At 72.8% G+C, this 18,389-nt stretch carries 17 protein-coding genes; 6 read left to right on the top strand and 11 right to left on the bottom strand.

Features of this window, described 5'->3' with window-relative positions:
- Positions 1 to 13: 13 nt before the first annotated feature.
- On the bottom strand, positions 14 to 553 hold the full coding sequence (locus A8711_RS17960) for a GNAT family N-acetyltransferase (protein ID WP_043329074.1): 540 nt from the start codon (positions 551 to 553) through the stop codon (positions 14 to 16).
- A 77-nt stretch (positions 554 to 630) separates the two neighbouring features.
- Between A8711_RS17960 and A8711_RS17955 the strand changes: the two genes are divergently transcribed.
- Genes A8711_RS17955 through A8711_RS17940 form a run of 4 tightly spaced genes read left to right on the top strand, consistent with a single transcriptional unit; the run spans position 631 to position 3,218 of the window.
- Positions 631 to 1,554, top strand: coding sequence for an ABC transporter ATP-binding protein (locus A8711_RS17955; RefSeq protein WP_043329071.1), 924 nt, complete (start codon positions 631 to 633; stop codon positions 1,552 to 1,554).
- 36 nt (positions 1,555 to 1,590) lie between these two features.
- Complete coding sequence (locus A8711_RS17950; RefSeq protein WP_069088862.1) at positions 1,591 to 2,382, top strand: ABC transporter permease; 792 nt, start codon at positions 1,591 to 1,593, stop codon at positions 2,380 to 2,382.
- Positions 2,379 to 2,930: a TetR/AcrR family transcriptional regulator gene (locus A8711_RS17945; RefSeq protein WP_043329068.1), complete on the top strand. Its 552-nt coding sequence runs from the start codon at positions 2,379 to 2,381 to the stop codon at positions 2,928 to 2,930. The genes A8711_RS17950 and A8711_RS17945 overlap by 4 nt, the downstream gene beginning before the upstream one ends.
- A gap of 33 nt (positions 2,931 to 2,963) precedes the next feature.
- The gene (locus A8711_RS17940; protein WP_043329066.1) at positions 2,964 to 3,218 is read left to right on the top strand and encodes a type II toxin-antitoxin system Phd/YefM family antitoxin; all 255 of its coding nucleotides are present in this window, start codon (positions 2,964 to 2,966) and stop codon (positions 3,216 to 3,218) included.
- Positions 3,219 to 3,310: 92 nt separating this feature from the next.
- Here A8711_RS17940 and A8711_RS17935 read toward each other — a convergent pair whose 3' ends face one another.
- The 10 genes from A8711_RS17935 to ppdK form a co-directional block, all read right to left on the bottom strand.
- The gene (locus A8711_RS17935) at positions 3,311 to 3,853 is read right to left on the bottom strand and encodes a hypothetical protein (protein ID WP_043329065.1); all 543 of its coding nucleotides are present in this window, start codon (positions 3,851 to 3,853) and stop codon (positions 3,311 to 3,313) included.
- Positions 3,853 to 5,751, bottom strand: coding sequence for a DNA primase (dnaG, locus tag A8711_RS17930; protein ID WP_043329063.1), 1,899 nt, complete (start codon positions 5,749 to 5,751; stop codon positions 3,853 to 3,855). The genes A8711_RS17935 and dnaG overlap by 1 nt, the downstream gene beginning before the upstream one ends.
- Before the next feature lie 73 nt (positions 5,752 to 5,824).
- Complete coding sequence (locus A8711_RS17925; RefSeq protein ID WP_013287928.1) at positions 5,825 to 6,070, bottom strand: helix-turn-helix transcriptional regulator; 246 nt, start codon at positions 6,068 to 6,070, stop codon at positions 5,825 to 5,827.
- 10 nt (positions 6,071 to 6,080) lie between these two features.
- A complete protein-coding gene (locus A8711_RS17920; RefSeq protein WP_069088861.1) occupies positions 6,081 to 6,932 on the bottom strand; it encodes an ABC transporter permease in 852 nt (283 codons plus the stop codon).
- Positions 6,929 to 7,903 (bottom strand): ABC transporter ATP-binding protein, encoded by a 975-nt coding sequence (locus A8711_RS17915; RefSeq protein WP_064448153.1) that lies wholly within the window; start codon positions 7,901 to 7,903, stop codon positions 6,929 to 6,931. The genes A8711_RS17920 and A8711_RS17915 overlap by 4 nt, the downstream gene beginning before the upstream one ends.
- 44 nt (positions 7,904 to 7,947) lie before the next feature.
- Positions 7,948 to 9,582: a BCCT family transporter gene (locus A8711_RS17910; protein ID WP_069088860.1), complete on the bottom strand. Its 1,635-nt coding sequence runs from the start codon at positions 9,580 to 9,582 to the stop codon at positions 7,948 to 7,950.
- 179 nt (positions 9,583 to 9,761) lie between these two features.
- Complete coding sequence (locus A8711_RS17905; RefSeq protein ID WP_069088859.1) at positions 9,762 to 10,598, bottom strand: siderophore-interacting protein; 837 nt, start codon at positions 10,596 to 10,598, stop codon at positions 9,762 to 9,764.
- A 38-nt stretch (positions 10,599 to 10,636) separates the two neighbouring features.
- A complete protein-coding gene (locus tag A8711_RS17900; protein ID WP_069088858.1) occupies positions 10,637 to 11,866 on the bottom strand; it encodes a deoxyguanosinetriphosphate triphosphohydrolase in 1,230 nt (409 codons plus the stop codon).
- Positions 11,863 to 12,210 (bottom strand): VOC family protein, encoded by a 348-nt coding sequence (locus tag A8711_RS17895; protein ID WP_064448149.1) that lies wholly within the window; start codon positions 12,208 to 12,210, stop codon positions 11,863 to 11,865. The genes A8711_RS17900 and A8711_RS17895 overlap by 4 nt, the downstream gene beginning before the upstream one ends.
- Before the next feature lie 117 nt (positions 12,211 to 12,327).
- Positions 12,328 to 15,036: a pyruvate, phosphate dikinase gene (gene ppdK / locus A8711_RS17890; RefSeq protein WP_043329053.1), complete on the bottom strand. Its 2,709-nt coding sequence runs from the start codon at positions 15,034 to 15,036 to the stop codon at positions 12,328 to 12,330.
- Between the two features lie 310 nt (positions 15,037 to 15,346).
- Here ppdK and A8711_RS17885 point away from each other — a divergent pair, with 310 nt between their 5' ends.
- Together A8711_RS17885 and A8711_RS17880 are read left to right on the top strand one after the other, a co-directional pair.
- Positions 15,347 to 17,107, top strand: a complete 1,761-nt coding sequence (locus A8711_RS17885; protein WP_069088857.1) for a beta-N-acetylhexosaminidase — start codon at positions 15,347 to 15,349, stop codon at positions 17,105 to 17,107.
- Between the two features lie 806 nt (positions 17,108 to 17,913).
- Positions 17,914 to 18,389: C39 family peptidase (locus A8711_RS17880; RefSeq protein ID WP_069088856.1), on the top strand; the 476-nt coding region annotated here is incomplete at its 3' end.

The following is an 18,389-nucleotide window of genomic DNA, read 5'->3' as shown; positions in this document are numbered from 1 at the left end:
CGGCGCGGCCCCGCTACGGCGTCCAGTCGCTCCGCAGCAGACCGTAGAGCGCCATGTCGGCGAAGCCGTCGCCGTCGTACTCGCGGTCGCGCTGGGTGCCCTCGTGGACGAAGCCGCACCGCTCGGCGGTACGCCGCATGGCCGTGTTGCCGGCCAGCGTCTCGATCTCCAGGCGCCGCAGGTTGCGGTTGCGGAAGCCGTACCGGCAGAGCAGCCGGATCACCTCGGTGCCGTAGCCCTGGCCGCGCGCCTCGGGCAGCAGCGTGATGCCGAGGTGGGCGTACCCGTTGAAGGTGTTGATCCCCCACAGCACGCCGGTGCCGAGGAACGTGCCGTCGGCGACGGTCTCGGCCAGCAGTGTCACCGGATCGCCGGCTTCCGGCTGCTCGGCGGCGCGCTTCTCCAGCCGGGCCCGGACCTGGCCGACGTGGTACGGCAGGAACGGCCCGCCGTCGGTGATCAGGCGCAGCTCCGGGTCGCTGTGCAGACGGAACAGGTCCGGCGCGTCGTCGGGGGTGGGCGGGCGCAGCCGTACGCGCTCGGTGGCGAACATGCCGCGACGCTAGCGGCGGCAGGGCAGGTCGACAACCGGATTTGGCCACCCTACCGACCGGTCGGTAGGGTGGCGGCATGACCCCGCTCGTCCTCGCCTCCGCCCTGACCAAGACCTACGGGACACGCGACGCCCTGCGCGCGCTCGACCTCGCCGTCGCGCCGGGCAGCCGGTTCGTCGTGCTCGGCCACAACGGCGCCGGCAAGTCCACGCTGCTGGAGATCATCGCCACCCTGCGCACCCCGACCTCGGGCTCGGTGCGCGTCGGCGGCTTCGACACCGTGACCCAGGCGCGGGACGCACGGCGGCTGATCGGCCTGGCGCCGCAGTCGAACGCGCTGGACCCCCTCGCCACCCCGGCGGAGGTGCTCGACTTCCACGGCGTGGCGCTCGGGCTCGGCCGCCGGCAGCGGGCCCGCCGCACGCGGGAACTCGTCGACCTGTTCGGGCTGGGCGAGCACCGCTCGTCCCGGGTGGCCAAGCTCTCCGGCGGCACCCGCCGCAAGCTGGACCTGGCGGTGGCGCTCGTCGCCGAGCCGGCGGTGGTGATCCTGGACGAGCCGACCACCGGCCTGGACCCGCTCGCACGCATCGACTTCTGGACCGAGCTGACCCGCCTCAACCACAGCGGCACCTCGCTGCTCATCTCGACCCAGGACCTGCACGAGGCCGACGTGCTGGCCACGGAGATCGCCGTGCTACGGGACGGCCGGGTGGTCGCCCAGGGCCCACCGGCGTCGCTCAAGGGGCGCGTCGGCGCCCGGACGCTCACGCTCGACCTGTCCGACGCCGCCGCCGCGACCGCGCTCGTCGCCGCGTCCGAAGCCGGGTTCCGCGCCGACCCCGACCACCCGGACCGGGTACGCCTCAGCGTCCCCGACGACCCCCGCGCGCTGACCGCTGCCCTGCACGAAGCCGGCGCGATCGCCGCCGACATCACCCGGCTCCATCTCGCCGAGCCCTCCCTCGACGACGTCTTCGTCGCCCTCGCCGCCCGCTGAGGCGCGCCCCCACCGCACCCCGAAAGGCCCGACACCGTGCTCCCGCTCGCGCTCACCCCGCCCCGCCGCTCTTCGGCCCCGGTCGTCCTCGCGGCGATCAGACGCTCGACCCGGGCCGTGCTCCGTACCCCGGCGCTGCTCGTGGCCCCGGTCGCCCAGTCCCTGTTCTTCCTGCTCGTCTACGCCGGGCAGCTCGACGCCGTGGGCAGCACCTATCTGGGCGGGACGAGCTTCATCGCGTTCCTGCTGCCGCTGATCCTGCTCACCGGCGTCGCCACCGGCGCGGGCGCGGCCGGCACGCTCGTGCTGGGCGACATCACCAGCGGATACCTGGACCGCCTCCGGCTCGCCCACGGGACCACGACGCCGTTCCTCGTCGGCCCGGTCGTCGCCGCGCTGCTCGCTGTCGTACTCCAGATGGTGGTGACCGTCGCCGGGGCCGTCGCGATCGGCTACCGGCCGGCGAGCTGGTCCGGCGTCGCCGGAATGCTCCTGCTGATGCTCGCGCTCGGACTCGGCGTCGCGCTGCTGAGCACGGCGCTCGCCATCCGGTCGGACTCGGCGTCCACCACCAACCTGGTCACGCTCGTCGTGTTCGGCCTGTCGTTCTTCACCGGCGTGTTCGCGCCGGTCGACGAACTCGCCGGCTGGATGCGGGTGATCGCCACGGTCAACCCGCTCACCTATATCGTCGACACCGCCCGGCAGCTCGGCGGCGGCACGCCGCTCGCCGCGGCCCCGATCGGCGTCGCGGCGCTCGCCGCCCTCACCGTCGCCGGAACCGCCGCCTGCGCCCTCGCCCTCCACCACGCCAGGAAGAACCGATGAGCGACACCCGCACCCAGATCATGGACGCCTTCGCCGAACAGCTCGCCGCGACCGGCTACCAGGGCATCTCCCTGGTCGGCGTCGGCCGCAGCGTCGGCATCCAGAAGCCGTCCATCTACCACCACTTCCCGGGCGGCAAGGAGGACCTCTACATCGCGGTGGCGGAGCGGTACATCCGGGACGTCGGCGGCAGGATCTCGGCGGCGCTGGCCGGCCCCGGCGACGTGCCGCACCGGCTGCACGCGCTCGCCACCGTCGCCGCCGGGCAGCACGGCGACGCGATCACGTTCGAGCAGCGCATCTACGACACGCTGCCGCTCGTCTCCGCCGAGACCAGCGAGCACGTCTCGGGCCTCTACGTCGACCTGATGCTGGCCCCGGTGACCCGGTTCTTCGCCGACGCCCGCGCCGAGGGCGCGGTCACCGGCGAACCGGAGTTCCTGATGAACGCGTTCCTGCACCTGGCCCGTGCGGCCGACCTCACCGACGAGACCGGCCCCGCACGGGTCGTCGCGCTCTTCCTCGACGGCGCCCGCCCACGTGCCTAAACTAAGAGCTTAGCTAACCGAGGAGGGCGCGCCATGTCGGCTGAGGCTGTGCACTACAACATGCATGATGCCAAGACCCACCTGTCGCGCATCATCGAGCGGGTGGAACGCGGCGAAGAGATCATCATCGACCGGGCGGGCACCCCCGTGGCGAAGGTCGTACCGCTGGTGCGCCGGACCGACCGCACGGCGATCGGCTCCCTCGCGGGGCAGGTGGACCTCTCGGGTGACTGGGATTCGCCACAGACCAACGCCGAGATCGCCGCCGACTTCGGGATCGGCGCATGACCCTGCTGCTGGACACCCACGTCGCGCTCTGGGCCATCACCCGCGACGCCTCCATCCCGCTCTACGAGGTCGACGTCCTCAAGGTGTAGACCTCAGACGTCGGCGGGGGTGGTGGCGGCCCGCGCCGCCGCGACCAGCCGGGCGGTCTCGGCGGCCACGTCCTCGTCGTCGGTGGGCGTCCCCGGGTCGTAGCGGACCGTCCAGGTCAGCCCGTCGACGCCGGGCACCCGCCGGGCCGCGATCCGCCCGGAGCCGCCGGGCATCTCGTGGTGCGAGGTGTACGCCACCGAGCCGGTGACCCGGTCCCGGACCTGGTGCGGCAGGTCACCCGGGTCGACGAGCAGGTACGTCTCGGGGAGGCCGTCCGCCACCACCAGGTAGCCGTCGCGCTCGGCGACCGGCTCGGCCGGGGTGACAGTCAGCTCGCGGCCGGACCAGACCGCCTTGAGGATGTCGTGCCAGCCGAGGCGCTCCACCCGGCCGGGCAGCCAGAGGCCACGGTTGCTGGCGACCAGCACGCCGTCGTTGCCGCCCTCGCCGGTGCCGGCGGCGGCCCAGGCGAGCACCCGCTCGTCGGCGGCCAGCGGCGGCCGGTCGGCGGACGGCAGTTTCGGCCGGCGGTTGAACAGTCCCATCACAATCCTCCGGCGGCCTGCTCGCGCAGTGCCCGTGCGTGCTGTTCCAGCGACAGCAGTTCCCCGAACAGGGCGAAGTACTCGTCCTTGTTGCTCACCGGGTTGACCCGCTGGATCTTCGACTTGAGGTCACGGATGCGGCCGGTGACCGAACTCCACTGGAGCCGGGCCATGGTGATCGAGACGTACCTCGGGTCCGGCTCGCCGTCGATGCGCAGCGGCTCCACCGCCAGCTCGCCGATGAGCGCCTGCCCGGCCAGGTCGTCGCAGGCGTCGCGGACCCGTTCGATCCAGACCGCGCCGCCGGTGGCAGTGGACGCTCCGCCGGCCGCCGCCACGGCGGCGCGTACCGCGACGTGCACCGGGTGCTGGTAGTCGGTCACCTCGACCGCGTCGAACATCGGACCGGCCAGCACCGGCTCCTGCAACGCCAGCTTGAGCGCCTCCCGCTCCACCATGGAACGCGGACTGTCCACAGCGGGCGTGGCCCGGCCGGGGCGGGCCGGGGCGGCGGGCGCGGCGCCGCCGGCCTGCGGCCCGTGTGCCGCGTTGAGCACCGCGCGCTGCACCGGCTCGATCTCCATGCCGAGGTCGCCGGCGAGCTTGCGCACGTACTCCGGGCGCTTCTCCCGGTCCTTGATCTTCGCCACGAGCGGCGCGGCGCGGCGCATGGCCTCGACCCGGCCGTCGACGGTGTCCAGGTCGAACCGGCTGATCACGTGCCGGAGCGCGAAGTCGACCAGCGGCTCGCGGCGGGCCACCAGGTCACGCACGGCCAGGTCGCCCTTTGCCAGGCGCAGCTCGCACGGGTCCATGTTGTCGGGGCTGACCGCGATGAAGGTACGCCCGACGAAGCGCTGGTCGTCCTCGAACGCGCGCAACGCGGCCTTCTGCCCGGCGGCGTCGCCGTCGAAGGTGAAGATGATCTCGCCGGCCCGTTCGTCGCTGTCGAACAGCACCCGGCGCAGCACCGAGATGTGGTCGCCGCCGAACGCCGTGCCGCAGGTCGCCACCGCCGTCGGCACGTCGGCGAGGTGGCAGGCCATCACGTCGGTGTAGCCCTCGACCACCACCACCTTGCCCTGCTTGGCGATCTCCCGCTTGGCCTGGTCGATGCCGTAGAGCACGTGCGACTTCTTGTAGATCGGCGTCTCGGGGGTGTTCAGGTATTTCGGGCCGTCGTCGTCGTCGAACAGCTTGCGGGCGCCGAAGCCGATCACGTCACCGGTGATGTCCCGGATCGGCCACATCAGGCGGCGGCGGAACCTGTCGATCAGCGAACCGGAGCGGGCCGGGCGGGACAGCCCGGCGGTGACCAGCTCGTCGTGGGTGAAGCCCTGCTGGCGCAGGTGCTTGGTGAGCAGGTCCCACCCGTCGGGGGCGAAGCCGCAGCCGTACCGCTCGGCGGCGGACCGGTCGAAGCCGCGCCCGGCGAGGAACTCGCGGGCCGGGCGCGCGCCAGCGGTGGTGAGCTGGGACCGGTAGAAGTCGACGGCGGCGGCGTGCGCCGCCACCAGGCGCTGCCGCTGCCCCTGCTGCGGGCGGGGACGCGGCGCGGACCTGTCGTCCTCGACGTAGCGCAACTGGATGCCGGCGCGGGCGGCCAGCCGCTCGACGGACTCGACGAAGCTGAGGTGCTCGGCGTCCATCAGGAACTTGATCGCGTCGCCGCCGACCCCGCAGCCGAAGCAGTAGAACACGTTGCGGGCGGGCGAGACGTTGAACGACGGGCTCTTCTCGTCGTGGAACGGGCAGAGCCCCTTGAGGTTGCCGCCACCGGCCGACTTGAGCGTCACCACCTCGGAGATGACGTCCGCGATGGCGGTGCGCTCGCGGACCAGCGCGATGTCCTCGTCCCGGATCCGCCCCGCCATGACCGCCACCCCCTCGGCGTACATCCTGCCCTGCCGGACCGACGATCCGGCGGCCGGGGGGACGGGCGTGTGGCCGACCACGCCCGTCCCCGCCGGCTCAGGCCGAGCGGGCCGCCGCGGGGTCGCCGATACGCGGGAACGGCTCGATGGAGAAGACCACCTCGACCGGCACCTCGAAGTACGCGGCGATGCGCAGCGCCAGGTGCAGGCTGGGCCGGAACTCGCCGCGCTCCAGGTAACCGACGGTCTGGTAGTGCACACCGAGCGCGTCGGCGAGCTGCCGCCGGGAGATGCCCCGTTCGGCGCGCAGCACCGCGATCCGGTTGTGCACGGTCTCGCTCATCGACGCCCTCTCATCCGACCCGCTGCATGGCCCGCTCCCGCCGGGCCGCGACCCGCGAGCCGGACTCCCGGCGGGCCATCCGGCGCAGCACCACCGGGGCCAGCACGAGCCCGAGCACCGCCCAGGCGCCGAGCACGCCGACCGTCTCCAGGTGCCGCCAGGAGCCGCCGAGTTCGACTGCTGCCAGGTCGCCGGGGAGCAGCGCCGAGCGCATGCCCAAGCCTAGCCAGTAGAGCGGGAACACCTGGGCGACGCCCTGGAGCCAGCCGGGCAGGCCGTTGATCGGATAGAAGATGCCGGACAGCGCGATCAGGCCGAAGATCGGCATCACCACCAGGCCCATGTTGCGCGGGTTCTCGATCAGCGAGCCGATCACCGCGCCCAGCGGCAGCGTCGCCACCAGCCCGAGCGGCACCACCCAGGCCAGCGTGAGCCAGGCGCCCGGGTCGCCGAGCCGCAGCCCGTCCAGGAAGAACAGCCCGGGCGTGAGCTGGATGACCACGCCGATCAGCGCGACCGCCGAGACCAGCACGATCTTGCCGACCAGGTAGCCGAGCATGYCGTCCGGGATGGCCTTGGCGCGCAGCAGCGTGCCGTCCTCCCGGTCGATGACGAGCTGGTTGGCCAGCCCGAGCAGGCCGCCGAAGAGCAGGCCCATCCCGAGCGCGCTGGGCAGCGTACGGGCGCCGAGCGAGAAGTCGGTGCCCGGCACCGTCGAGCCGCGCATCCAGAACACCGCGATCAGCAGCACCACGGTGGGGAAGAAGTAGGTCCAGAGATCCTGGCCGTTTGTGAACGTCGCGCGCAGCTCGATCACGCCGCGCCGCAGCCCGGCCCGTAGCGCGTTCGTGGTCGGGTTCATCGGTCCGCCTCCTGCTGCCACACCCGCTCGGCCCGCCCGGTACGGATGCCGGTCTCCTCCTCGTGCACCAGCGCCAGGTACGCGTCCTCCAGGCTGGCCCGGCGCACCTCCAGCTCGCCTATCCGGTCGCCGTGCTCGCGGAGCAGGTCGCGCAGGAACGCGGTGGCGTCGGCGGTGGCGTGCACGTACCGCTCGCCGTCACGGGTCCAGCGCACCTCGGCGTCCCCCGCCACGCGCCGGGCGAGCTGGTCGGGCGACCCCTCGGCGATGATCCGGCCGCCGGCCAGGATGAGGATGCGGTCGGCCAGCTTCTCCGCCTCGGCCAGGTCGTGCGTGGTCAGCACGATCGTGGTCTCGTCCAGGTCGGCCAGGCGGTGCACCAGTTCGTGGAACTCGCGCCGGGCGGCCGGGTCGAAGCCGACAGTGGGCTCGTCCAGGAACAGCAGCTCCGGGCGGCCGACGATGCCGACAGCCACGTCCAGCCGGCGGCGCTGACCGCCGGAGAGCCGCGACACCCGGCTGCCGGCGTGCGCGGTCAGGCCCACCGTCTCCAGCAGCTCGTCGACCGGCCACGGGCGCGGGATCCGGTCGGTGCCGTACGGCGCGTAGAAGTCGCCGAGGTGGGCGAGCAGCTCCCGTACCCGCCACTTGCCGTGGTCGCGCCAGGACTGGAGCACCACGCCCAGCCGCGCGCGCCACCGCTCGTCGCCGCGGGCCGGGTCGCTGCCGAGCACGCGCACCGTGCCGGCCGAGGGCAGCCGGAAGCCTTCGAGGATCTCGATGGTGGTGGTCTTGCCGGCGCCGTTGGGCCCGAGCAGCGCCACCACCTCGCCCCGCCGGGCGGTCAGGTCGACGCCGTGCAGCACGTCGACGGCGCCGTAGCGCATACGCAGATCCCGCACGTCGAGGACGAGATCCTCGTCGGGCGGTCGGGGGGACGCGACGGCCCCAGGAAGTTCGACCGCAGTCATGCCTCGAAATGTAGCACCTATGCTACAAGGCGAGGTACCCCCACTCAGCGGCGCCGACTGTGGAACCAGCGGGTGACGGGGGCCGGCTCCTCCTCCTCGTACGACCGGGCCGCGTTCACCGCGGCGGCCAGGCCGGAGCGTCGGGGCCGGGGCCCGGCGCGCAGCACCGGATCGGCGGCCATCTCCCGGAGCACCGCGACGGCCAGGCCCAGCATCACCACGACGAACGGCAACGCGACCAGGATGGTCGCCTGTTGCAGCGCGGCCAGGCCGCCGGCCAGCAGCAACGCCGCCGCGACCGCGCCGATCAGCACGCCCCAGAGCACCACCACCCCGCGGTGCGGCCGCAGCGCGCCGCGCGAGCTGAGCGAGCCGAGCACCAGCGACGCCGAATCCGCGCTGGTGACGAAGTAGAGCGCGATCAGCACCATGGCGAGCACGCTCGTCAGCGTGGCCAGCGGCAGCGCGTCGAGCAGCCCGAACAGCGCCTGCTCGGACCCGGCTTCCACGTCGGCCACCAGGTCCCGGGTGCCGGTGGTCTGCGTACGCAGGGCGGTCCCGCCCATCACCGCGAACCAGACGGTGCTCGCGCCGCTGGGTATCAGCAGCACCCCGATCAGGAACTGGCGGACCGTACGGCCGCGTGAGATGCGGGCGATGAACGTGCCCACGAACGGCGCCCAGGAGATCCACCACGCCCAGTAGAAGATGGTCCACGAGCCCAGCCAGGCCGGATCGGAGAACGCCCCGGTACGCGTCGACATGCGCACCAGGCCGCTCAGGTAGTCACCGACCGAGGCCGGCAACACCTCCAGCGTGTAGACGGTCGGACCGACCACGAACACGAACAGCATCAGTACGACGGCGATCAGCACGTTCGTGGTGGACAGCCACTTGACGCCCCGGTGCAGTCCGGAGAAGGCGGAGACGACGAAGGCGAGCGTGAGCGCGCCGATGATCGTCAGCTCGACGGCCCGGCCGTCCGGCACGCCGGCCACCAGGTCGAGGCCGGCCGCCACCTGGAGCGCGCCCAGCCCGAGACTGGTCGCGGAGCCGAACACGGTGGCGAAGACGGCGAGCAGGTCGATCGCGCGGCCGAGCGGGCCGTCGGTCCGGTCGCCGAGCAGCGGCGTGAACGCGGACGAGATGCGGTTGCCCCGCCCCTTGCGGAACGTCGAGTACGCCAGGGCCAGCGCCGCGATCGCGTAGATGCCCCACGGATGCAGCGTCCAGTGGAAGAGCGTGTACTGCATGGCGGTCGCGGCGGCGGCCCCGGTCTGCGGCGCGACGCCGGAGGCGGGAGGCGGCGTCGCGTAGTGCTGGATCGGTTCGGCCACGGCGAAGAACACCAGGCCGATTCCCATGCCGGCGCTGAACATCATGGCGACCCAGGCCAGCGTGTCGAACTCCGGCTCGTCGTCGTCGGCGCCCAGCCGGATCCGGCCGAACCGGGAGGCGGCCACGACGACCGCCAGCACCAGGAAGGCGTCCGCCGCGAGCACGAAGAACCAGCCGAACGTGCTCACGGTCCAACTCAGCCCGGCCGCGCCGAACGACGCCAGGGAACCACGCGCGAACACGCCCCAGGCCACCACGGCCAGCACCCCGGCCACGCCGACCCCGAGCACCACCCGGTCGGCCGGCTGCGTCCCGGCCCGCTCCCCCACGTCTTCCCCCATGACCCCATCCTGGGCAGCGCAGCCGCCCGGGTAGGACGAAACGCCCACTCCGCCTCCGTCGATCACGGAGTTGTGGCGCCCAGGATGCCCGCTTCACGCCGGTATCAGAGGCGCCACAACTCCAAGATCGGCGTCGGGAGCGGGGGCGGCGGGCGGCGGGCGGCGGGCGGCGAGGGCGGTCAGGAGGGGACGGTGGTGGCCTCCTCGGCCTCCACCGCGGCGTTCCAGGCCGGCTTGGCGGAGCGCCAGCCCTCGTCGTCAAGGCCCTGCCGCCAGTAGCCGGAGATGGACAGGTCGCCCCGGGGCACGCCGCGCTCGACCCGCAGCAGCCGCCGCAGCTCCTTCACCGCGCCGGCCTCGCCGTGCACGAACGCGTGCACCCGGCCGGGCGGGAACTCCAGCGCCCGTACCGCCTCGACCAGCGGCTCGCCGTACGGGCGGCCGTCGCGGTGCAGCCAGCACACCTCGACAGCGCCCGCACTGGTCAAGGGCAGCTCGTCGGCCGGGCCGCCGACCTCGACGTACACCTTCGCCCGCGCGCCCGCCGGCAGCCGCTCCAGGGCGGCGGCGATGGCCGGCAGCGCGCTCTCGTCGCCCGCCAGCAGGTGCCAGTCGGCGGCCGGGTCCGGCGCGTACGCGCCGCCCGGCCCGGTGAACAACACCCGGTCGCCGGGACGCAGCGCCGCCGCCCACGGCCCGGCCAGCCCCTCGTCGCCGTGGTGCACCACGTCCACCGTCATCTCACCCGCCGCGGCGTCCCAGGCCCGCACCGTGTACGCGCGCAGGCGCGGCCACTGCTCCGCCGGGAACTCCCGCTTGATCGTCGCCAGGTCGACCGGGTACGGGTAGGTCACCCCGGCCGGCGGGAAGAGGAACTTCACGTAGTGGTCGGTGTACGCGCCCACCGGCAGCCCGGCCAGCTCGGGACCGCCCAGGACCAGGCGGATCAGGTGCGGGGTGGGCCGCGTGGTCCGGACGACCGTGGCGGCGGTGAGCTTCTTCGGGCGGTCCGTCATGCCACTTAGGCTAACCTAAGCTCGCCGGGGTGATCCGGTCAGCTCGGCGACACCAGGCGGGCGTGCCAGGCCAGCGCGGCCGGATCGGTGAGCGAGGCGACCTGGTCGATCACCACGCGCAGCCGTCCGGCGTCGTCCGCCGCGTCCCGCCACAACGGCGCGAACACCGGGTCGAGCGCGTCCGGCGCCCGGTCCAGCAGCGCCGTCACCAGCCCGGCCAGGACGTCGCGCTGCCGCGCGTACCGGCCCTCGGCACCGGGGCGGCGCATCACGTACCGCAGCGCGATGCCCTTGAGCAGCGCGCACTGCGCCCGGGTCCGGCGCGGCACCTCCAGGTCGGCGGCGTAGCGGCGGTGCGGGCCGGGACCGTGGCGCTGCTGCGTGGCGGCCACCACGCGGGAGACGAACCGGCCGGTGAGCACGCTCGTGGTGGCCTTCAGCGCGGCGAGCGCACGGTGGCTGCCGTCGTACGCGGCCAGCGGGGCGAGCACCGGGTCGGCGAGCAGGTCGGCGAGCACCTCGCCCAGGTCCTCCGGCGCCTCACCCGAGTACGTGGCGGACACGTCGGCGCAGAGCGCCCGCCGTTCGTCCGGGTCGGCCAGCAGCGGGCGCAGGTCGACGTACCCGCCGTGGATGCCGTCCTCGACGTCGTGCACCGAGTACGCCACGTCGTCGGCCCAGTCCATCACCTGGGCCTCCAGGCAGCGCCGGGTGCCGGGCGGCGCGCCCTCGCGCAGCCAGTCGAAGACCGGGCGGTCGTCGGCGTACACGCCGAACTTGCGCTCACCGGGCCGGCGCGGCCACGGGTACTTGCTCACCGCGTCCAGCGCGGCCCGGGTCAGGTTCAGCCCGGCCGAACGCCCGTCCGCTGTGAGCACCTTGGCCTCCAGCCGGGTGAGCACCCGCAGCGTCTGCGCGTTGCCCTCGAACCCGCCGCAGGCGGCGGCCAGCTCGTCCAGCGCGTACTCGCCGTTGTGCCCGAACGGCGGGTGGCCCAGGTCGTGGGCCAGCCCGGCGGTGTCCACCACGTCCGGGTCGCAGCCGAGGCGGGCGCCCATCTCGCGGGCGATCTGCGCGACCTCCAGCGAGTGGGTCAGGCGGGTACGCAGGAAGTCGTCGGTGCCGGCGGTGTGCACCTGCGTCTTCGCGGCGAGCCGCCGGAACGCCGCCGAGTGCAGCACCCGGGCACGGTCCCGCTCGAACGGCGACCGGCCGTACCCGGTGTCCTTCGGCGCCTCGTCGACCAGCCGCGCCGCGTCGCCGCTCACTTCCCCCGGAGAACGCAGAACTCGTTGCCCTCCGGGTCGGCGAGCACCGTCCACTCCACGTCTCCCTGGCCGATGTCGACGTGCCGCGCGCCCATGTCGACCAGGCGCTCGACCTCGGCCTCCAGGTCGGCCGGGCGCAGGTCGATGTGCAGCCGGTTCTTCCCCTCCTTCGGCCCGGCGACCGGGACGAAGACGAGACCGGGCAGCGTGTCGGGGGTGCGGCGGATCTCCACCTCGTCCGGCTTGTCGGTGACCACCTGATAACCGAGCGCCTCCGCCCACCAACTGGCGAGCCGGGACGGGTCCCGGGCGTCGATGGTCAGGTTCTCCCAGACGGCGGTCATGCGCCCACCCCTCCTGATCGACACGTGGCGGAAGCTCAGGTTACGCCGAGGAGGCCGGAAAGGCGCGCCAGGCGGTACGCGGGGCCGTCGATGAACACCGGCGGCCCCGCGTCGGCGTCAGCGGGAGTCGGAGCCGGTGGTGGTGATCGCCGCCCGGCCGGCCTCCAGGCGCGCCACCGGCACCCGGAACGGCGAGCAGGAGACGTAGTCCAGGCCGACCTCGTGGAAGAAGTGCACCGAGTCCGGGTCACCGCCGTGCTCGCCGCAGACGCCCAGCTTCAGGCCCGGGCGGGCCGCCCGGCCCTCCTCGGCGGCGATGCGGACCAGCCGGCCGACGCCGTCGGTGTCGATCGACTCGAACGGCGAGATGCCGAAGATGCCCAGCTCCAGGTAGCGCCAGAAGAACGCGCCCTCCACGTCGTCGCGAGAGAAGCCCCAGCCCATCTGGGTCAGGTCGTTGGTGCCGAAGGAGAAGAACTCGGCCGCCTCGGCGATCTGCCCGGCGGTCAGCGCCGCCCGGGGCACCTCGATCATCGTGCCGATCAGCACCTCGACGCCGCTGTCCCCGACCACCTCGGCGATGATCCGCTCGGCCTCGGCGCGTACCGTCTCCAGCTCCTGCACGGCCCCGACGAGCGGCACCATGATCTCCGGGCAGGCCTTGCCGCCGTCGCGGACGACCGCCACGGCGGCCTCGGCGATCGCGCGGACCTGCATGGCGAACAGGCCCGGGATGACCAGGCCGAGCCGGACGCCGCGCAGGCCCAGCATCGGGTTCTCCTCGTGCATCCGCCGGACGGCGGCGAGCAGCGCCTCCTCCTTCGCGACGTCCTCACCGCGCTCCTGCGCGACCGCGACGTTCACCGCGAGCTGCTCCAGCGGGGGCAGGAACTCGTGCAGCGGCGGGTCGATCAGCCGCACGGTGACCGGCAGGCCGTCCATCTCCCGGAAGATCTCGATGAAGTCGGCCCGCTGCAGCGGCAGCAGCGCCGCGAGCGCGTCCTCCCGCTCCCGCGCGCCGGAGGCCAGGATGAGCCGCTCGACCAGCTCGCGCCGGTCACCGAGGAACATGTGCTCGGTGCGGCACAGGCCGATGCCCTCGGCACCGAAGCGCCGGGCCCGGGCCGCGTCCGCGCCGGTGTCGGCGTTCGTGCGCACGCGCAGCCGCCGCGCCGCGTCGGCGTGCGTCATGATCCGGTGTACGGAGCGGACCAGCGCGTCGTCGGTGTTCTCCGGGTCGAGTTCGCCCTCGAAGTACTGCACCACCTCGGACGGCATGACCGGCACCTCGCCGAGGTACACCTTGCCGGTGGTGCCGTCGATCGAGACCACGTCGCCCTCGTTCACCACGTGGTCGCCCACTGTGAACCTCTTCGCCGGCACGTTCACGTCCAGCTCGTCGGCGCCGGAGACGCAGGTCTTGCCCATGCCGCGGGCCACCACCGCGGCGTGGCTGGTCTTGCCGCCCCGGGAGGTCAGGATGCCCTTGGCGGCGATCATGCCGTTGAGGTCGTCCGGGTTGGTCTCCCGGCGGACCAGGATGACCGCCTCGCCCTCGGCGGCCAGCTCGACCGCCCGGGCCGAGGTGAAGACGACCTTGCCGGACGCGGCGCCCGGGGAGGCGCCGATGCCCTTGGCGACCGCCTCGAACTCGTGGTCGAGCTGGAAGCGCGGGAACATCAGCTGGGCGAGCTGCGCGCCGTTGACCCGGTGCAGCGCCTCGTCCAGGTCGATCAGGCCCTCGTCGACGAGCTGCCCGGCGATGACGAACGCGGCGGCGGCGGTGCGCTTGCCGACCCGGGTCTGCAGCATCCAGAGCTTGCCGCGCTCGATGGTGAACTCGATGTCGCAGAGGTCCTTGTAGTGCTCCTCCAGCCGGGCCATGATGCCGAGCAGCTGGTCGTAGGAGGTCTTGTCGAGCTGCTCCAGCTCCTGCAACGGCACGGTGTTGCGGATGCCCGCGACCACGTCCTCGCCCTGGGCGTTGGCCAGGTAGTCGCCGTAGATGCCCTGCGCGCCGCTGCCCGGGTCGCGGGTGAACGCGACGCCGGTGCCCGAGTCGGGGCCGAGGTTGCCGAAGACCATCGCCACCACGTTGACGGCGGTGCCCAGGTCGGCCGGGATGCGCTCCTGGCGGCGGTAGAGGATCGCCCGCTCCGCGTTCCACGAGTCGAAGACCGCGCGGATGGCGAGGTCGAGCTGCTCGCGCGGCTCCTGCGGGAACTCGCGGCCGGTGTGCTTGGCGAAGATCTTCTTGTACGCGTCGACCAGCCCCCGCAGGTCGTCGGCGTCCAGGTCGAGGTCGTTGTGGGTGCCCTTGGCGCTCTTGATCTCGTCCAGCGCGTGCTCGAACTCCTCGCCCGGCACCTCGCAGACGGTCTTGCCGAACATCTGGATCAGCCGGCGGTACGAGTCCCAGGCGAACCTGTCGTTCCCACCCGCCTGGTTGCTGAGGCCGACCACGCTGCGGTCGTTGAGACCCACGTTGAGGACGGTCTCCATCATGCCGGGCATGGAGAACTTGGCGCCGGAGCGTACCGAGACCAGCAGCGGGTCGTCCGGGTCGCCGAGGCGGCGGCCCATCTCGCGCTCCAGGGACTCCAGGTGCGCCTCGATCTGCGCGGCCAGGCCGTCGGGCTCACGCCCGGTCGTCAGGTACGCCTTGCAGGCCTCGGTGGTGATCGTGAAGCCGGGCGGAACCGGCAGGCCGAGGTTGGTCATCTCGGCCAGGTTGGCCCCCTTGCCGCCGAGCAGATCCTTCAAATCCTTGTTGCCCTCGGCGAAGTCGTACACGTACTTGTGCTCGCCCGATTCCTGCGCTTCCACCAGAGCCTCCAACGCGCGCCATTGACACTTAACGAAGGTTTAGTTCGGACATACCCCGGGAGTGACCACCGGTAATCCCGGCTCGTCAGCGTCGGTGGGCCGAAGGCTAGGCGAGTTTCGTGAAACCTGGGAGCGTTCGGTGACTTTCGGCACAACGGTCGCCACTATGCGCGTTCGTACGGGTTGTTGGGAACGCTTCCACGAGCACGATCACGCAATTCCGCTTCCCCTCGTACTCTTGACTGACTGCGTCCCGCGGATCCTCACCTTTGCCATATCCCGCGCGAATACACCCCTCGGAGCCGTCGCCGTGCCGACCACACCCACCGCCCCGGAGACCGGGCCGGAGCCGACCGAAACCCGTCCCACCAGCACGCCGGGTGAAGTGCTGCCCGGCGTGGCGACGCCTGCCGCCGAGCTGGCGCGTGTCGCCGCTGGCCGTGCCACCGAGGTTCTCGCCGGTCCGGCGCCGGTCCGGCTCGACGACGTGGTGCCCGCGCCCGAGCAGGTGTTCCCGGACCCGGCGGGCGACTTCACAGTGAGCGCGGACGCCGCGCTGCGGGTCAGCCCCGCCGGGCGGGACGTGGCCGAGCAGCTCGCCACCTGGCTGCGTCCGGCCACCGGCTTCCCGCTGCCGGTCGCCGACGCCCCCGCCGGCGAGGACGGCCCGCTGACGCTCACGCTGTCCCCGTCCGCCCCGGATGCCGCCGCTGCTCCCGGGACCCGGGCGACGGACGACGGCTCCGGCGGGCCGGCCGTCGGCGGGCTCGAGGGCGAGGGCTACCACCTCGACGTGACCGCCACCGGCGTCCGGATCACCGCCGCCACCCCGGCCGGCCTGTTCCACGGCGCGCAGACGCTACGGCAGCTCCTGCCGGCCGCGATCGAGAGCCCCACGCCGGTCGCCACCCGCTGGGCAGTGCCCGGTGGCACGGTCGTCGACCGTCCGCGTTTCCCCTACCGGGGCGCCATGCTCGACGTGGCTCGGCACTTCTTCCCCGTCGAGGACGTGCTGCGGGTGGTCGACCACCTGGCCCGGTACAAGCTCAACCACCTGCACCTGCACCTCACCGACGACCAGGGCTGGCGGATCGCCGTCGACTCCTGGCCCCGGCTCGCCGAGGTGGGCGGGGCGACAGCTGTCGGCGGCGGCCCCGGCGGCTGGTACTCCCGCGACGACTACCGGCGAATCGTCGCGTACGCGGCCCGCCGGCACGTCACTGTGGTGCCCGAGATCGACCTGCCCGGCCACACCAACGCGGCGCTTCTCGCGTACCCCGAACTGGCGCCCGGCAAGGTCGCGCCACCGCCCTACACCGGCACCGAGGTCGGGTTCAGCTACGTCGACCCCGCCGACGAGCGGACGTACGCCTTCGTCGCGGACGTGGTGGGCGAGGTGGCCGCGCTGACGCCGGGGCCGTGGCTGCACCTCGGCGGCGACGAGGCGTTCAAGGTGCCGGCCGAGAGCTACCGCACCTTCGTGGAACGGGCGCAGCGACTGGTGCAGGCCACCGGCAAGACGGTGGTCGGCTGGCACCAGCTCGCCCCGGCCGGGCACGTCGACGGGCGCGTCCTGCAGTGGTGGGGCACGAACGGCGACGACCCGGAGACCGCCGACGCGGTACGCCGGGGCGCCCGGTTGATCCTCTCCCCCGCCAACCACGCGTACCTGGACATGAAGTACGCGCCGGACACCCCAATCGGGCACGACTGGGCGGGTCTCATCGACGTGCGCCGGGCGTACGAGTGGGATCCGGGCACCCACGTGCGGGGCGTACCGGCCGAGGCCGTGCTGGGCGTGGAGGCGCCGCTGTGGACCGAGTCGGTGAGTACGCGGGCCGAGGTCGAGTACATGCTCTTCCCCCGCCTGCCCGCCGTCGCGGAGCTGGGCTGGTCACCGCGTGCCACGCACGACTGGCAGCGGTTCCGTAGCCGCCTCGCCGGCCACGGCCCGCGCTGGGCCACCGCCGGCATCACCTTCCGCCCCTCCCCCGAGATCCCCTGGCCCCCCACCCCCACCCCCGTCCCCACCCCGCGCCGCCGCCCGGAGGACAGCCCTCGTCGATCATGAGGTTGGCGGCGACAAACCGGACACAGACCGCCGCCAACCTCATGATCGCCCGCTGCTGCGGGAGGTCTTGGGGCACCGCGGCTTGATCGACTCCAGCTCGGCGAGGTGGTGGCATCAGAGGCTCCGCGACACCACCACTTCGGCGAGCTGGAGTTGATCACACCCAGGGCCAGGGCAGCGCGCCGGAAAACGGACAGCTCACGCCCGCCGGAGCCGCGAACACCCCTCACCAAGCGCGTTGTCGACCAAGGAGTTTGCGGGATCTTGCAGTTGCCGCCCCGGAAAAAGGTGCGAATCGGGCACCTCAAGGGCCGCAAGCGCAAGATCGCGATCGAGGGTTGGGCGCTCGGGTGGTGATCAAGGGGTTTGTGTCTGTTCTGGGTGGTCTGTCGGACACGAACTCCTTGATCAACGCCGGGCGGGCGCTGGGTGGATTGTCCGGGTTCGGGGTGGTGGGCGCCACGGCTGGGCTGGAATCGGGGCGGGGTGCGGGGCGTTGTACATGGCAGACCGCGCCGCACCCACCGACCACCCCGCCCCACCCCGGGCGGGCTGGGAATGAGGCCGGACGCCGGTCGTTACATCCCGGGCCTCCGAGCAGGCCGACAGCGCCGATCGAGCAGGCCGCAGGACCGCCCGCCGGGAATGACCCCGGGGCGCGGGTCGTTACATCCCCGAGCCGCCGGAGCAGGCCGTCCCCCTGGCCGCCCGAGCGAGCCACCGGCCCGACGCACATACCGGGCCACCTGATCTTTCTTCGCGGCATCCCCCATCGCCGCGTACCCCCGACAGAGAGGCAACTGATCATGGCTACCACTCTGCTGCGCAAGACCGTTCTGACCGCTGCCGGTGTCGTCGCCACCGCCGGTGGCATCGCCGGCCCCGCCGTCGCCGCCCAGGCCACCCCGGCCGAGCGCGCCGCCGCGCAGGTCACCACCGACCGCAAGGGCCACGGCGAGCGGGAACTCGACGTCCGCTACGAAGCCCAGCCCAACTTCTACTTCTGCGGCCCCGCCGCCGCCCGCAACGCGCTGAGCGTGCAGGGCAAGAACATCGACGTACACGCCATGGCCGAGGAGATGGGCACCACCGAAGCCGGCACCAACTCCATCAACGACATCACCCCGGTACTGAACAAGGAGACCGGTAAGGACGTCTACAAGTCCACCGAGATCCCCGTGGACAAGGCCCGCGACCGCGACAAGGTCGACAAGCTGCGCGCCGACGTGGTCAAGACCGTCGACGACGGCCGTGCCGTGGTGGCCAACATCGCCGGCACCGC

The sequence above is a fragment of the Micromonospora sp. II genome (assembly GCF_001709195.1).
Classification (GTDB): Bacteria; Actinomycetota; Actinomycetes; order Mycobacteriales; family Micromonosporaceae; genus Micromonospora; species Micromonospora chalcea.
This window is presented reverse-complemented; position numbering and strand designations above follow the sequence as displayed.

What these genes read in the sequence shown, in the direction of transcription:
- A8711_RS17925 (WP_013287928.1), bottom strand. Translation starts at nt 6,070, where the DNA reads ATGAGCGAGACCGTGCACAACCGGATCGCGGTGCTGCGCGCCGAACGG.
- dnaG (WP_043329063.1), bottom strand. Translation starts at nt 5,751, where the DNA reads ATGTACGCCGAGGGGGTGGCGGTCATGGCGGGGCGGATCCGGGACGAG.
- A8711_RS17945 (WP_043329068.1), top strand. Translation starts at nt 2,379, where the DNA reads ATGAGCGACACCCGCACCCAGATCATGGACGCCTTCGCCGAACAGCTC.
- A8711_RS17910 (WP_069088860.1), bottom strand. Translation starts at nt 9,582, where the DNA reads ATGGGGGAAGACGTGGGGGAGCGGGCCGGGACGCAGCCGGCCGACCGG.
- A8711_RS17940 (WP_043329066.1), top strand. Translation starts at nt 2,964, where the DNA reads ATGTCGGCTGAGGCTGTGCACTACAACATGCATGATGCCAAGACCCAC.
- A8711_RS17960 (WP_043329074.1), bottom strand. Translation starts at nt 553, where the DNA reads ATGTTCGCCACCGAGCGCGTACGGCTGCGCCCGCCCACCCCCGACGAC.
- A8711_RS17955 (WP_043329071.1), top strand. Translation starts at nt 631, where the DNA reads ATGACCCCGCTCGTCCTCGCCTCCGCCCTGACCAAGACCTACGGGACA.
- A8711_RS17935 (WP_043329065.1), bottom strand. Translation starts at nt 3,853, where the DNA reads ATGGGACTGTTCAACCGCCGGCCGAAACTGCCGTCCGCCGACCGGCCG.
- A8711_RS17905 (WP_069088859.1), bottom strand. Translation starts at nt 10,598, where the DNA reads ATGACGGACCGCCCGAAGAAGCTCACCGCCGCCACGGTCGTCCGGACC.
- A8711_RS17915 (WP_064448153.1), bottom strand. Translation starts at nt 7,903, where the DNA reads ATGACTGCGGTCGAACTTCCTGGGGCCGTCGCGTCCCCCCGACCGCCC.
- A8711_RS17895 (WP_064448149.1), bottom strand. Translation starts at nt 12,210, where the DNA reads ATGACCGCCGTCTGGGAGAACCTGACCATCGACGCCCGGGACCCGTCC.